The following is a 15,618-nucleotide window of genomic DNA, read 5'->3' as shown; positions in this document are numbered from 1 at the left end:
CTGGAATGCGGTCGGTCATGGTCCCTCCCGTAACGCCCGGCGTGGCGGCGTTCTCTAAAGCCAGCCGCCCCGGCCGCCGCATCGGTCCGCACATTCCACGAGACGCGGCCGGCGGCCCAACGCCGTTTTCAACGCGCAAACGATTGGCAAGTCGCGCCGCAACCGCATGCCCGTACCGACCAGCGGTCGAACGCACGAACGATCACCGCATCGTCACCCCGACCGCCCTTGCCGCCTCCGCGCGGCCGGGAGGCCGCACCCCGACCGGCACTCGACGTCGCCATTCTCCCGTCGAGCGATCGCATCGATCGCTTCATTCGCATGGCTCGCACGGTTCGCGCCGAACGCACTGCCCGCTCGCGTCCCGTTCATGCGTTGTTCCGCGCATTTCCGCTTCTATGCGCGCGCAACAATGGCGGTGCCTCGCGGCCGGCGCCGTCCGGGGGAAGGTTTCCACGATGCCGGCCGCGGCGGTTCTTGAAAACCACATCTCACGAGGACATACCATGCAACTCCAATCCCATCCGGCGTGCCGTCCGTTTTACGAAGCAGGCGAACTCACGCAACTGACCGCGTTCTACGAAGAAGGCCGCAACGTCATGTGGATGATGCTGCGATCGGAGCCGCGCCCGTGCTTCAACCAGCAACTCGTCACCGACATCATCCATCTCGCGCGCGTCGCACGCGACTCGGGCCTGCCGTTCGACTTTTGGGTGACGGGCTCGCTCGTTCCCGAGCTGTTCAACGTCGGCGGCGACCTGAGCTTCTTCGTCGACGCGATCCGCAGCGGTCGCCGCGACCAACTGATGGCCTACGCGCGCTCGTGCATCGACGGCGTGTACGAGATCTACACGGGCTTCGGTACCGGCGCGATCTCGATCGCGATGGTCGAGGGCAGCGCGCTGGGCGGCGGCTTCGAGGCCGCCCTCGCGCACCACTACATGCTCGCGCAGAAGGGCGTGAAGCTCGGCTTTCCCGAGATCGCGTTCAACCTGTTTCCGGGCATGGGCGGCTATTCGCTGGTCGCGCGCAAGGCGGACCGGGGGCTCGCGGAATCGCTGATCTCGTCCGGCGAGGCGCATGCGGCCGAGTGGTACGAGGATCGCGGGCTGATCGACCAGACGTTCGACGAGGGCGATGCGTATCTCGCGACGCGCACCTTCATCGACGTGATGAAGCCGAAGCTGAACGGCATCCGCGCGATGCTGCGCGCACGCGAGCGCGTGTTCAATCTCACGCGTTCCGAGCTGATGGACATCACCGAGCAATGGGTTCACGCGGCGTTCACGATCGAGCCGAAGGATCTCGCGTACATGGAACGCCTTGTGATGCTGCAGAACCGGCGCGTGTCGAAGCTGCGCACGGTGTGATGTGAGCGAGGCGCCGCCGCGAAACCGGCGGCGCCCGTCATGCGGTGAGGCTCAGGCGATCATCCTGAGCTTTCTCGTTTCCGCGAGCCAGGCCTCGAACGCCTGGGCCGGCATCGGCCGCGCGAAGTAGAAACCCTGCGCGTGGTCGACGTTGATCTGCTTCAGGAATTCGGCTTCCGCGCGCGTCTCGACACCTTCGGCGACCACCGAGAAACTCAGCGCCTTCGCAAGCGACACGACCGAGCGCACGAGCGCCTGCGAGCGCGGGTTGCGGTCGATGCCCGTGATGAAGGAGCGATCGAGCTTGATCGAATCGAGCGGCAGCCGCGACAGCTGCGACAGCGACGAATAGCCGGTGCCGAAATCGTCGAGGTGAATCTCCGCGCCGAGCTGGCGGAACCGCTTCATCAGCTCGTGCGCTGCTTCCTCGTCCTCGATGAAGCTGCTTTCGGTGAGCTCGATGTCGACGAGGCTCGGCTTCAGCCCCGCGCCGTCGAGGATCGACGCGAACTGGTCGACGATGTTCATGTCCTGCAACTGGCGCGCCGACACGTTCACCGCGATTCGCACGCCCAGCCCCTTCGCCTTCCACGCGGCAGCCTGCGCGGCCGCGGTGCGCATCACCCAGCGGCCGAGCGGCGCGATCAACCCCGACTCCTCCGCGAAACGGATGAATTCGATCGGCGCGACGATCCCGCGATCCGGCGACTGCCAGCGGATCAGCGCCTCGACGCCGTGCACGTCGCCGGTCGCGATGTCGACGACGGGCTGGTAGTGCAGCACGAACTGCTCTTCCTCGAGCGCCTTTCGCAGGTTCGTGTCGAGCCACATGTACTTCGCGACCTTCTGGTTCATCTCCAGCGAGAACACGCGGTACGTATGCTTGCCCTCTTCCTTCGCGACGTACATCGCGGTATCGGCGCTGCGGATCAGCGTTTCGAGCGAATCGCCATGCTGCGGATACATCGCGATGCCGATCGAGCAGCTCGTGTAGACCTCCACCAGCCCGAGATGCATTGGCGTACGCAGCCGCTCGAGGATGATCTGCGCGGTCGCCTCGAGCAGCGGCCGCGTGCCGTGCTCGAACAGCACCAGGAATTCGTCGCCGCCGAGCCGCGCGAGCGTCGCGCCGGACGGCAGGCAGCCGCCGATGACCGCCGATACGTCCTGCAGCAGGCGGTCGCCGGTGATGTGCCCGTAGTGGTCGTTGACGCGCTTGAAGTTGTCGAGATCGAGGAACAGGATGCCGACCTGGCCGCGCACGTCGGTGCGGTCCGCGGCCAGCGCGACACGGATGCGCTCGCTGATTGCATGACGATTCGGCAAACCGGTCAGCACGTCGGTATTCGCGAGCTCGGTGAGCCGCTGCTGCGCGTTGCGCTCCTCGGTGACGTCGATTCCCGAGCAGATCAGGAACTGCTCGTCGACGCCGCTGCCGCTCTGCACGAACTTGTTGCGGAACTGGAACAGGCGCGGACCGTTGACCGTGTTGATGTAGCGCTCGACCGCGAACGAGCGGTTGTTCTGGAAAAAGCCGGTGATGTTGCTGCGCGACTGCGCACCCTGCTCGGGACTCATGAACAGCTCGAACGCGCTTCGGCCGATCACGTCGACCTCGCGCTTGCCCGTCACTTCCTCGCACAGACGGTTAAAGCGCTGCACCATGCCGTTGCGGTCGAGGATCACGACGAGCGAATTCACTTCGGACACGACCTGCTCGGCGAACGCGAGCCCGTGCGCGAGGTCGCTGGCGACGGACGCGGTATCGGAATAGGCGGAGGCCGTGCCGGCCCAATTGGCGGTATCGACCTTCCGGCCGACCAGATGGAGGCTGACCGGATCGCCGAACAGCGCGAGTTCAAGCACGAGATGCGACGTGACGCCGGTAAGCGCGCGGATCCGCGCGGCCTGCTCGCCGGTCAGTGCCACCGCGACATTGGTCAGGCCGCGAACGGCGGCCAGTTCGAGTGCATTGCTGTCGCAGCCGAGACGCCAGCATGGGCTGCGCGTACCGAGATGCGCTTCGAGCACGGCGCTATCGTTTTCGTCATCCATGGACACGCCCCGATCGAGAAAAAACGCACAGTTTAGACGGAGGCGAGCCGGCCGCCACCGATCCCGGGCGCGCTGCGCGCGTACCCGGCGGGGCAGTCGTGATGACCGTGCCAGCGGCCCCTCGTTGCGTACTTGTTTCCAACCAATGCGAACCGGCGTTCGCGCATGTCGCGCGCAGGTTTCCAACCGAATGATGGAAGCCATCTTATCAAATGACGAAGAGGATTGGCACTCACATCTTGAACGAGGTGTCAAGGAATCGGAATTCGATTGCCTCGGGGGATTTTTCGTGATCGGCAACTCGCGCACGGGCGCGCGCGGAAACCCTGAACCAGGCTGGTGAAACCGGCGTCGCGCCTTGCCAGGCGGACGTTCCGAGGGATCGCCATGCCCGGCGGCGATCCGCGCGCGGCGGCATTCTAGACGGGGTCGGATCGCATTGAGCGATGCGGAAAATGGAGAATTTCCATTTCCGTTCATGCGGGAATGTACGTCCTTATTCCCATATTCGCCGCAATATCAGGCCAATTGCCGCAAACGAATATCTCGCCGAGTCGCGCAGGCCTCGCGGCGAGGTAATCGAGCCGGTGTGATCCTCGTTGCCGCGACGCGCGAAAACCGTACGTCGGGCGCGCCGCCGCACCGTTTCCGCACGTTGCATTGCATCGCACCGCTCAGCCGGCGGCGCCGTAACCGCCGCCGCCCGGCGTTTCGACGACGAATACGTCACCCGGCGCCATCTGCGCGCGGCCGACGTGCTCGAGCGTTTCGACCGTGCCGTCCGCCCGCTCGATCGTGTTGCGGCCGAGCGCGCCGCCCTCCCCGCCCGCCGCGCCGAACGGCGCATGGATCCGGTTGTTCGACAGGATCGACGCGGTCATCGGCTCGAGGAAGCGGATCCGCCGCACCGCGCCGTCGCCGCCTCGCCAGCGCCCGCCGCCGCCGGAGCCCGCCCGCAACCGATGCGAGTCGAGCCGCACCGGATAGCGCCATTCGAGCACTTCGGGGTCGGTCAGCCGCGAGTTCGTCATGTGCGTCTGCACCGCGCCGACGCCCGCGAAGCCGTCGCCCGCGCCGCTGCCGCCGGCAATGGTTTCGTAGTACTGGTAGCGATCGTTGCCGAACGTGAAGTTATTCATCGTTCCCTGGCTCGATGCGACGCAGCCGAGTGCGCCGTACAGCGCATTGGTGATCGCCGACGACGTCTCGACGTTGCCCGACACGACCGCCGCCGGATACTCGGGATTCAGCATCGAGCGCGCGGGCACGATTACCGTCAGCGGCTTCAGGCAGCCGGCGTTAAGCGGGATGTCGTCGCCGACCAGCGTACGGAACACATACAACACGGCGGCCATGCAGACGGCCTTCGGCGCGTTGAAGTTGTTGTCGAGCTGCGCGGACGTGCCGGTGAAGTCGATCTCCGCACGGCGCGCCGCGCGATCGACGCGAATCGCAACACGAATCTCCGCGCCGTTGTCGAGCGGATAGCGGTACGCGCCGTCCTGCAGCGCGCCGATCACGCGCCGCACCGCCTCTTCCGCGTTGTCCTGCACGTGTCGCATGAACGCAAGCACGACATCGCGGCCGAACTGCTCGACCATCCGCCGCAGCTCGTCGACGCCCTTCTGGTTCGCCGCGATCTGCGCGCGAAGATCGGCCATGTTCTGCTCGACGTTGCGCGCCGGATAGCGGCCCGATGCGAGCAACGCGCGCGTATCGGCATCGCGCAACACGCCCGCCGACACGAGCTGCCAGTTGTCGATCAGCACGCCCTCCTCGTCGATGTGTGTCGAATCGGGCGGCATCGAGCCCGGCGTGGTGCCGCCGATGTCCGCGTGGTGGCCGCGCGAGCCGACGTAGAACAGCGGTGCGTCCGAGCCGTCGGCGAACACCGGCGTGATGACGGTCACGTCCGGCAGGTGCGTGCCGCCGTGATACGGGTCGTTCAGCATGAACACGTCGCCGTCGCGCATGCGGCCGCGATTGCGCTCGATCACCGTGCCAATGCTCTCGCCCATCGAGCCCAGGTGCACGGGCATGTGCGGCGCGTTCGCGATCAGGTTGCCCCCGCCGTCGAAGATCGCGCACGAGAAATCGAGCCGCTCCTTGATGTTCACCGAATACGCGGTGTTCTGCAGCCGCAACCCCATCTGCTCGGCGATCGACATGAACAGGTTGTTGAAGATCTCGAGCCGTACCGGGTCGGCGTCGGTGCCGAGCGAGCGGCGCGTCGGCAGCGGTGTCGTGCGCGTCAACACGAGGTTGCCCTGCGCGGTCATCCGCGCGCGCCAGCCGGGTTCGACGACGGTCGTGCCATTCTTTTCCGCGACGATCGCGGGGCCGTCGATCGCGTCGCCGGCGAGCAGCGTGTCGCGCACGTACAGCGCCGCGTCATGCCATTGGCCACCGGAATAGAAGCGCACGGCACTGTGCGCGTGCGGCGTCGCGCCCGCGCCGCGCGGCGCGAGCGGCGCGATCTCGACCGGCGCATCGGAACGGCCGATTGCCTCGACCGATGCCAGTTCGGCGACAAGCGGCGTGCCGGGCATCAGGAACGCGTAACGCTGCCGGTATGCGGCTTCGAACGCCTGCTGCATCGCAGCGACGCTGCCGGCCGGCACGTCGAGCGCGGAATCGGTGCCCTGGTAGCGCAGGTGCACGCGCCGCTCGGTCGCGATGCGCTCCGGCGGCACGCCCTGTTCGAGCAGCGCGCCGACGGCATCGTCGGTCAGCCGGTCGAGCGCGGCATTCAGCGCCGGCAACGACTCATCGGACAGCACGGCCTCCACCGCGCGCTCGCGCATCGCGGTCTGGTCGGCAAGCCCCATTCCGTAGGCTGACAGCACGCCCGCGAGCGGATGCGCGAACACCTGCGTCATCCCGAGCGCGTCGGCCACGCCGCATGCGTGCTGACCGCCCGCGCCGCCGAACGTCGTCAGCACGTAGCGCGACACGTCGTGACCGCGCTGCACCGAGATCTTCTTGATCGCGTTCGCCATGCTGCCGATCGCGATTTCCAGGAAGCCTTCGGCCAGCGCCTCGGGCGTGTCGCGCCGCCCGGTCGCCGCGTGGATCTCGTCGGCGAGCGCCGCGAATTTCGCGGCCACGCCGTCGCGATCGAGCGGTTCGTCCGCGTGCGGGCCGAATACGCGCGGAAAATGATCGGGCTGGATCTTGCCGAGCATCACGTTGCAGTCGGTCACCGTCAGCGGGCCGCCGCGCCGGTACGCGGCCGGCCCCGGATTCGCGCCGGCCGATTCGGGCCCGACGCGCAGCCGCGCGCCGTCGAAGCCGAGCACCGAGCCGCCGCCGGCCGCGACCGTGTGGATGCTCATCATCGGCGCGCGCATCCGCACGCCAGCCACCTGCGTCTCGAACACGCGTTCGAATTCGCCGTTGTAGTGCGATACGTCGGTCGACGTGCCGCCCATGTCGAAGCCGATCACGCGATCGAAGCCGGCCGCGCGCGCGGCGCGCACCATGCCGACGATGCCGCCGGCCGGGCCGGACAGGATCGCGTCCTTGCCCTGGAACGCATCCGCGCGCGTCAGGCCGCCGCTGCTCTGCATGAACTGCAGGTTCACGCCGGGCATCTCGTGCGCGACCTGCTCGACGTAGCGGCGCAGGATCGGCGAAAGATACGCGTCCACCACGGTCGTATCGCCGCGCGACACCATCTTCATCAGCGGCGACACCTCATGCGACACCGACACCTGCGTGAAGCCGATCCGGCGCGCGAGGTCCGCGAGCGCGCGTTCGTGCGCCGTGTAGCGATAGCCGTGGATCAGCACGATGGCCAGCGCGCGCACGCCCGAGTCGAACACGCGGCGCAACGCTGCCTGCGCACCGTTCAGGTCGAGCGGCACGACGACGTCGCCGTGCGCGCCGATTCGCTCGTCGATTTCGACGACGGTCTCGTACAGCGCATCGGGCAGCACGATGTCGAGATCGAACAGGCGCGGCCGGTTCTGGTAAGCGATGCGCAGCACGTCGCGAAAGCCGCGCGTCGTCGCGAGCGCGGTGCGTTCGCCCTTGCGTTCGAGCAGCGCGTTGGTCGCGACCGTCGTGCCCATCTTCACCATGTCGACGCGTTCGGGCGTGATCGGCTCGCCGTCGGCGAGGCCCAGCAGGTGGCGGATGCCGGCCACGGCCGCATCGCGATACTGCTCGGGGTTCTCCGACAGCAGCTTGTGCGTGACGAGCGAGCCGTCGGGCCGGCGCGCGACGATGTCGGTGAAGGTGCCGCCGCGGTCGATCCAGAATTGCCAGCGCGCGGCGTCGGAGGAAACGGGGAGAGTATGTCGGTCGGTCATGGCGATGAACTCGATGCGTCGTTGAAGCGAAGGACGAGCGCCGCCGCACGGCGCGCGTCGCGCGCCATGTGAGGGCTTCGATGAAATGGGAGCGGAAAAAAAGCGGGCGGGTGCCCGCTCAGGCGGCGTCGAGTTCGCGGCCGCGGGTTTCGGGCAGCGTCAGCGCAGCGACGATCACCACGCCGTACGCTGCGACCGCGAAGATGCCGATGCTCATGCCGAGCCCGTACTGCTTCGACAGCGCGCCGATCAGGAAGGGGAACAATGCGCCGATCGCGCGGCCGACGTTGTAGCAGAAGCCTTGCCCGGAGCCGCGCACGCGGGTCGGGAACAGTTCGGTGAGGAACGCGCCCATCCCGGAGAAGATGCCCGAAGCGAAGAAGCCGAGCGGGAAGCCGAGCCACAGCATCGACGCGTTGGTCAGGTTCAGCGACGTGTACGAGAACGCGATCACCATCGAGCCGAGCGCGAACAGGATGAAGTTCGGCTTGCGACCGAGGCGATCGGTCAGGTATGCGCTCGTCAGGTAGCCGACCCACGAGCCGAAGATGATCATCGCGAGATAGCCGCCGGTGCCCATCACGGTCAGATGCCGCTCGGTCTTCAGGAACGTCGGCAGCCAGGTCGTGATCGCGTAGTAGCCGCCTTGCGCGCCGGTCGTCAGCAGTGCCGCGCGCAGCGTCGTCGACAGCAGCTTCGGCGCGAAGATTTCGGTAAGGCGCGGCGCGTCCGCCACCTTCGCCTGCGTGGCCTTCTCCTTCGCGTAGACGTCGGGCTCCTTCACGTAGCGGCGGATCGCGACCACCAGCAGCGCGGGCGCGAGGCCGACGAGGAACAGCGCGCGCCACGCCAGTTCGGCCGGCAGCACCGAGAACAGCAGCGCATACAGCAACGCCGACAGCCCCCAGCCGATCGCCCAGCCCGACTGCACGAGGCCGACCGCCTTGCCGCGATCGCGCGCGCGGATCACTTCGCCGATCAGCACCGCGCCTGCCGTCCATTCGCCGCCGAAGCCGAAGCCCATCAACGCGCGCGCCGCGAGCAGCTGGTGGTAGTTCTGCGCGAGCCCGCACAGCGCGGTGAATACCGCGAACCACAGCACCGTCAGCTGCAGCGTGCGCACGCGGCCGATCCGGTCGGACAGGATCCCGGCGATCCAGCCGCCGAGCGCCGACGCGAGCAGCGTCATCGTGCCGATGAACCCGGCGTCCGCGAGCGAGATGCCCCAGGTCGCGACGAGCGTCGGGATCACGAACGACAGCATCTGCGTGTCCATCCCGTCGAGCATGTAGCCGACCTTGCAGCTCCAGAACGCGCGGCGTTCGCGCGGTTGCGCGTGCGCATACCATCCGAACGGGCCGTTGCGCTCGGGGCTCGCGGGGCCCGCGGGGTCGGCGGCGGGCGCCGCGAGGGTCTTGCTTTCCATGGTGAAGCTCCTGTCGAAATGTGCGGTCGGAACCGTGCGGGTCGTGCGGGTCGTGCTCGTGATTGCCGCGCCGCGGCTGCGCGCCGCCCTCCGGCCGCGCGGATCGTCTGCGGTCGCGGCGCGCCGCCGTGTCGGGACCGGACCGGCGAGCGCGCGGGCCGCCGGCGCCAGCCGGATCAGAACACGGCCAGCGACGCGTTCGTGATGTCGGTCATCAGCATGTAGCCGGGCGTATGCGCGATCGCGAGCGGCAGCTTCGCTTCCATCAGCGCGGTTTGCGGCGTCACGCCGCACGCCCAGAACACCGGCAGTTCGTCGTCGCGCACCGTCACCGCGTCGCCGAAATCGGGGGCGCCGAGATCGGCGATGCCAAGCTCACGCGGATGGCCGATATGGACCGGCGCGCCGTGCACACCCGGGAACCGGCTCGTGATCTGCACCGCGCGAATCGCGTCGGCGCCGCGCAGCGGCCGCATCGACACGACCAGCTGGCCGCCGAAGATTCCCGCTCGACGATTCGGAATCGACGTGCGATACATCGGCACGTTGCGCCCCTCCTCGATGTGGCGCAGCCCGATCCCTTCGCGCGCCAGCATGTCCTCGAACGAGAACGAGCAACCGATCGCGAACACGACGAAATCGTCGCGCCACAGCGCCTCGAGCGATTCGACCCGCTCGGTCAGGCGGCCGTCGCGGTACACGTTGTAGCTCGGCGCGTCGGTGCGGATATCGAGATCCTCGCCGAGCACGTCGAGCCGGAACGCGCCCGGTTCGCCGACGCCCAGCAGCGGGCACGCCTTCGGGTTCGCCTGGCAGAAACGCAGGAAATCGTGCGCGTACGCATTCGGCAGGATCGCGAGATTCGCTTGCGCGAACGGGCCGCACTGGCCGGCAGTCGGGCTGCGGAATGCGCCATTGCGGACGGACTGGCGGAATTCGGAAGGCGTCATGATGGTCGTTGGCGGATCGGTATGTCGTCGGGATGACGGTTGCGTCAGCGGATACGGCGAAGAATAGAAAAGAAAAAATTTTGTCGCCAACGAGTTTTTTTGCGCCCCGTGTATAGAATTCCTTAACGGATCTCGGGGTTTTCCCCGGTCCCGTTCATTTTTCTCCACCGGCAAGCTGCGCGTCCACCGTCAGTCAGCCCGCCATGAACACGCGTTTCCTCGAAACCTTCGTTACGCTCGCGAAACTTCGCAACTTCCGCACGACGGCCGCCGCGCTGCACGCGACGCCGGCCGCGATCTCGCAGCGCCTGAAGGCGCTCGAGGACGAATTGCAGACCGTGCTCGTCGATCGCGACAGCCGCGAGTTCCGGCTCACGCCGAACGGCGAATACCTGCTCGGCTATGCGAAGGCCGTCGTCGAGGCCACGCACGAGCTGCAGGCCGCCGCTGCCGGCGAGAGCGCGCTGCGCGGCAAGCTGCGGCTGGGCGTGATCGAGACGGTAGTGCACAGCTGGCTGCCGAATTACCTGCGCCGCCTCGCCGCCGACTATCCGCAGCTGGAGATCGATCTGACCGTCGACGTGAGCGTCGTGCTGCAACGCCGGCTGATGGCCGGCGAGCTTGATCTGATCATTCGCGTGGAAGGCAGCGACGAGCCATCGGTCGTCTGCGACGCACTCGCGAACTATCCGGTGCGCTGGATCGCGCGCGCGGGGCTGCTGCCGGCCACGCGCACGGGCCTCGCGCGGCAGGTGCTGCGCCAGCCGATCCTGACCTACGGGCGCGGGACCGCGCCGCACCGGGCGCTCGAGGACATCGTGCGCACGCTGGCCCACGCGCATGGCGTGCCGTTGTCGGAGACGCGCATCACCGGCTCGCCGTCGATCTCGGTGATCGTGCAGCTCGTGCGCGACGGCTTCGGCGTCGCCGCGATTCCGGTGCTGTTCGTCGATGCGCTGATCGCGAGCGGCGAGGTCGTCGAGCTGCCGCTGCAGCCGTCGCCGCCGTCGATCGTCGTGTCGATGTCGCGGCGGGCCGACGCACCGAAGTTCGTGCATGGCGCGTCGATCGCGGCGCGAGCCGCCTGTCACGAGTATTGCGAGAAGAGCAACCGGTTGCTGGTGGAGGCGCTTTGATGCGGTTCGACGTCACCGTGCGAATCGCCCCCGCAATCGCGATCGGCGGCGCGAGCCCGCCGGGCCGCATCACGCGGGTCCCGCATGCGGCTGCGCGAGCTTGCCGTCGCCGTACTCGCGCAGCACCTGCGAGATCACCACGCGATAGCCGTCCAGCCAGCGCGCCTGCTTCGCCTTCGCTTCCAGATGCGCGGGATGCCGCATCAACTGCTGCAGCGCCGCCTCCGATTCCCAGTAGTAGACGTTCTGGATCAGCCCGGCCTCGGCGTTCTCCCACGTCTCCTCGCCAAGATAGCCGGGCGTTGCGCGCGCCATGTCGGCGATCTGGCGGTCGAGCCGGTGAAACTCGTCGTCGTATTGCCCCGCGCGGAAAATGAAGGTCGACGCGTACATGCGCACTCCATCGGAGACGGTTGAAAGAGCGGCAAGTGTAAGGCCCGCGCGGCGGCAGTCGTCTACCACGGGCGGCGCACCGAGTCCTGGTAGCGCGTCAGGATGAAATGCGCGACGTCGTCCGAGTGATACGCGGCGACAAATTGCGCGACCCACGGCTTCGCGCGGTCGGCGTCGCGCACGGTCAGCACGTTCGCATACGGCGAGCGTGCATCCTCGAGATTGATGCTGTCGCGCGCCGGCTGCAACCCCGCGCGCGCGGCGTCCTCGCTGTCGATCGCGACGAATGCGGCCGAATCGAGCGCCTCGTGCAGCCGGTCGCGGCGCAGTGCCACGAATTTCAGCGCGAGCCGGTTGCCCGTCACGTCGCGCAGCGTCGCATGCAGGCCGGCCTTGTCCCGCAGCGTCACCAGCGTGTCGTTCTGCAGCAGCACGAGCGCACGCGCCATCCCGCGCGGATCGGCGGGGATCGCGACCGTGGCGCCGGGCAGCAAATCGTTCAGACTCCTCATCTTGCGCGAATAGAGCGCCATCGGCAGCGTGACGGTCGGCGCAACCGCAGTCAGTGCATAACCTTTCGCCGCGCGCGTCGCGGCGAGACACTGCGCGTCCTCGAAACTCGCCACATCGATCCTGCCGTCCGCGAGCGCGGTATCGATGCGCGACGCATCGTCGAATTCGACGACGTCAACGCCCAGCCCGCGCGCGGCCGCGACGCGCTTCACTTCGTCGACGATCTCCGCATGCACGCCTCGCGTCACGCCGACGCGTACCACCGGCGCGGCGGATTCGGCGGCAACGGCCCCGACCGGTTGGGCAAGACCGCAAGCAACGGTCAGCCACGCGGCAATGAAACGCAGCACCTGCTTCACGACGCATCCCGCAGGATCGTGCGGAACCCGATATGCGACGCAGCCAGATCGGCTTCCTGCCGTTCGCGCGACGATGCGCGATAGCGCACGCAGTAATCGCGCGAGCACAGGAACGAGCCGCCTTTGATCACCATCGGCGTGTCGTGCCGGCGCGTCGGCGGCGCAATGGCCGCCGTGTCGCCGTTCGTGTGCGACTGATGCAAACCCGTGTATGCGTCCTTCGTCCATTCCCATGCGTTGCCGATCATGTCGTACAGGCGGAAGCCGTTCGCCGCGTAGCAGCCGACGGGCGCCAGCCCAGCGTGCCCGTCCTCGGCCGTATCGAGCACCGGAAACGCGCCCTGCCAGTAGTTCGCGGCCGGCTTGCCCTGCGCGTCGCGCGGCGCCGCGTCGAGCGACGCGTCGTCGCGACCGGCCTTGCCCGCGTATTCCCATTCGGCTTCGGTCGGCAGATCGCGCCCGAGCCAGTGCGCATACGCGAGCGCATCGCGCAGCGTGACGAGCGTGACGGGCAGGTTGCCAAGCCCGTCGACGCTGCTGCCAGGGCCGTGCGGCTGCCGCCACGATGCGCCTTTCACCCACGTCCACCACGCGAGGTCGCGCGCATTCAACTCTTCGCGCGTCGGCACATGAAACACCGCAGCGCCGCCCTGCTGCTCGGCCTCGGTCACGTAGCCGGTCGCCTGCACGAACGCGGCGAACTGCGCGATCGTCACGTCGGTCTGGTCGATCCAGAAGCCGCCGACACGCGTCTTGCCGTCGCCGACCGGACGCTCGTCCGCATAGCCGCGCGTACTGCCGAACACGAACGCGCCGCCGCTCAGGTGCACCATCCCGGCCTTCGGGTCGTCGCGCCACTTCGCCGGCAGCCCCGAGTAGCGCTCGCACTGCCGCTCCGAGCCGAGCGGTGCGAGCGTGCGGCCGCGATTCGCGTCGTCGAAGGCGCCGCGGGGCAACGCCGACGGGCTTGCATAGCCAGCGGCGAACGCGGCGGCGAACAGCGTGGCCGCGAGCGCCGCGCCGAGCGTCCAGAAGCGGAGCCGCATCGTGTCGTCCTCAGTAGTAGCCGCGCGGACGCAACGGCTCCACGCCGCCGACGTTGCCCATGTAGGTCTTCCACTGGTCGACCAGCGTGCCGATCACCGACGGGTTCTGCGCGGATACGTCGGTCGTCTCGCCGCGGTCCGCCGCGAGGTCGTACAGCTGCCAGTGACCATCGAGCGGGCCGAGCGGCGGCTCGGTCCACAGCGCCTTCCAGCGGCCGTCGGCGCTGCGCAAGTAGGCGCGGCCGTACGCTTCGTCGCCGAATGGCGTCGTATGCACTTCGCCCGTCGCCGAGCCGGTGAGCACCGGCAACAGAGATTGCCCCGTCACCGGATAGACGTAGCGGTTGTTGTAGACCACCTTGCCCTTGTTCTGGTCGACGCCCGTCAACGTGTTCACGAGCGGCGGCGCCGGCTGCGACGGCGGCGTGACGCCCGCGACCGCGAGGAAGGTCGCCGTGTTGTCGGTCACGTGCGTGAACGCACGCAGCGTCGGCAACTGCCGCGTCTGCCCCGGAAGGCGCACGATCGTCGGTGTCGACACGCCGCCTTCGGCCGAATAGCCTTTGGTGAGCCGGAACGGCGTCGCGCTCACTTCTGCCCAACGCAGCCCGTATTGCAGCCGTTGCGCGTTCTGCTTGCCGTTGTCGGTGCCGAGCGTCGAATAGACCGGCTCCTGCCCGTTCGCGGTATCGGTCGCCGTCGGGTCCGCGCCGGAGTCGATCGGCCAGCCTTCGGCGCCGTTGTCCGACTGGAACATGATGAACGTGTTGTCGTATTCGCCGATGTCCTTCAGGTGCTGGATCAGGAGGCCGATGTTGTAGTCGAGGTTCTCGACCATCCCCGCATAGATCTCCATGTAGCGCGCCTGCGCGCGGCGCTCGGCCGGGGTCAGGCTCGCCCACGACTTGTCGACCTTGCCGGCGCCGTAGTCGCTGTAGCCGTCGGCGGCCGAGTGCACGGCGCTGATGTACTTCGCGTTCGCGGTGCCGTTGTTCGCGGTGGCCGGCGATGCCGACGTCGTTTCCGGCAGGCCGTCGAACGGCTTGAAGTCGGCGGGGATCAGGCCGAGCGCCTTCTGTCGCGCGATCCGCGCGTTGCGGATCGCGTCGTAGCCGGCGTCGTACACGCCCGCATATTTATGCAGCCACGGGTCCGGCACCTGCAGCGGCCAGTGCGGCGACGTGTACGCCGCATACGCGAAAAACGGCTTCCCGTCCTGCTTGTTCGAGTCGATGTACGAGATCAGCTTCTGCGTATAGAAGTCGGTCGAATAGAACACGGCCGGACTGCCGCCCGCGCCGCCCGCGCCGCCCGGCTGTCCGGGCTGGCCCGGCTGCACATAGCGGCCGTCTTCCGTGTAGTTCGACGAGCCGGCCGGCTCGTGCGCGAAGTGGTTCGTCGCCGCGCCGCCAAGCAGCACGTAGCTGCGCTCGAAGCCCCACTGGTCCGGCGTCTGTCCGCTGCCCGTCGCACTGCCGACGATCCCCGAGCCGATATGCCACTTGCCCGCGATATAAGTGTGATAGCCGGCGTCCTTCAGAAGTTGTGCGAACGAAAGCGCGCGATCGTTCAGATAGCCTTCGTAGCCGGGCAGCCCGCGCCGCTCGTCGGTCGGCACGCCCATCGTGCCTTCGCCGACGAGGTGATGATCGGTGCCGGAAATCAGCATCGCGCGCGTGATCGCGCATACGGTGCCCGTGTGGTGATTCGACAGGATGCGGCCCGATGCGACGAGCGCGTCGAGGTTCGGCGTGCTGATCTCGCCGCCGAATGCATGGATGTCGGAATAGCCGAGATCGTCGGCCATGATATACAGGATGTTCGGGCGCTTGGCCGCGGGCGTCGCATTGGCCTGCGGCGGCGGATCGCCATCGATGCCGCCGCACGACGCGAGCGACAGCGCGCCGGCGGTCGCGGCGCAGACGACACGGAAACGGAAGGCATGCCACGGCGACGCGGATTTTTTCATTTTGTCGAACGCTCGATCTACGGATCGGCGATCTTAGCGTCGCCCGCGCAAGCCCCAAAGTCGGATTCGTCACATGCTAACGGGAATG

At 67.7% G+C, this 15,618-nt stretch carries 10 protein-coding genes; 2 read left to right on the top strand and 8 right to left on the bottom strand.

Annotation, left to right across the window (positions count from 1 at the left end):
* The first annotated feature begins 506 nt into the window (after positions 1–506).
* On the top strand, positions 507–1,370 hold the full coding sequence (locus WI26_RS16815; RefSeq protein WP_069226583.1) for a crotonase/enoyl-CoA hydratase family protein: 864 nt from the start codon (positions 507–509) through the stop codon (positions 1,368–1,370).
* Between the two features lie 51 nt (positions 1,371–1,421).
* Here the strand turns inward: WI26_RS16815 and pdeR are convergent, their stop codons facing one another.
* The 4 genes from pdeR to WI26_RS16790 all read right to left on the bottom strand — a co-directional run bounded on the left by pdeR (position 1,422) and on the right by WI26_RS16790 (position 10,114).
* Positions 1,422–3,425, bottom strand: a complete 2,004-nt coding sequence (gene pdeR, locus WI26_RS16810; protein ID WP_069226582.1) for a cyclic di-GMP phosphodiesterase — start codon at positions 3,423–3,425, stop codon at positions 1,422–1,424.
* A gap of 674 nt (positions 3,426–4,099) precedes the next feature.
* Positions 4,100–7,738, bottom strand: coding sequence for a hydantoinase B/oxoprolinase family protein (locus tag WI26_RS16805; protein WP_069226581.1), 3,639 nt, complete (start codon positions 7,736–7,738; stop codon positions 4,100–4,102).
* Positions 7,739–7,856: 118 nt separating this feature from the next.
* On the bottom strand, positions 7,857–9,164 hold the full coding sequence (locus WI26_RS16800; RefSeq protein WP_069226580.1) for an MFS transporter: 1,308 nt from the start codon (positions 9,162–9,164) through the stop codon (positions 7,857–7,859).
* Between the two features lie 176 nt (positions 9,165–9,340).
* Entirely contained in the window at positions 9,341–10,114 is a 774-nt protein-coding gene (locus tag WI26_RS16790; RefSeq protein ID WP_069226578.1) for a putative hydro-lyase, read from the bottom strand.
* 203 nt (positions 10,115–10,317) lie between these two features.
* Between WI26_RS16790 and WI26_RS16785 the strand changes: the two genes are divergently transcribed.
* Positions 10,318–11,250 (top strand): LysR family transcriptional regulator, encoded by a 933-nt coding sequence (locus tag WI26_RS16785; RefSeq protein ID WP_059466093.1) that lies wholly within the window; start codon positions 10,318–10,320, stop codon positions 11,248–11,250.
* 69 nt (positions 11,251–11,319) lie between these two features.
* Here the strand turns inward: WI26_RS16785 and WI26_RS16780 are convergent, their stop codons facing one another.
* The 4 genes from WI26_RS16780 to WI26_RS16765 form a co-directional block, all read right to left on the bottom strand.
* Positions 11,320–11,643 (bottom strand): antibiotic biosynthesis monooxygenase family protein, encoded by a 324-nt coding sequence (locus WI26_RS16780; protein ID WP_059466094.1) that lies wholly within the window; start codon positions 11,641–11,643, stop codon positions 11,320–11,322.
* Between the two features lie 62 nt (positions 11,644–11,705).
* Positions 11,706–12,515, bottom strand: a complete 810-nt coding sequence (locus tag WI26_RS16775; protein ID WP_069226577.1) for a MetQ/NlpA family lipoprotein — start codon at positions 12,513–12,515, stop codon at positions 11,706–11,708.
* Positions 12,512–13,561, bottom strand: coding sequence for a formylglycine-generating enzyme family protein (locus WI26_RS16770; protein ID WP_069226576.1), 1,050 nt, complete (start codon positions 13,559–13,561; stop codon positions 12,512–12,514). The genes WI26_RS16775 and WI26_RS16770 overlap by 4 nt, the downstream gene beginning before the upstream one ends.
* Positions 13,562–13,571: 10 nt before the next feature.
* Positions 13,572–15,530 carry an arylsulfatase gene (locus WI26_RS16765; protein WP_069226575.1) on the bottom strand — a complete coding sequence of 653 codons (1,959 nt, stop codon included), beginning with the start codon at positions 15,528–15,530 and terminating at the stop codon, positions 13,572–13,574.
* Positions 15,531–15,618 lie beyond the last annotated feature (88 nt).

This window comes from Burkholderia diffusa (assembly GCF_001718315.1).
In the GTDB taxonomy this organism is placed as follows: Bacteria; Pseudomonadota; Gammaproteobacteria; order Burkholderiales; family Burkholderiaceae; genus Burkholderia; species Burkholderia diffusa_B.
Note: the sequence above shows the minus strand (reverse complement) of the source record. Positions and strands in the feature narration are given on the sequence as shown.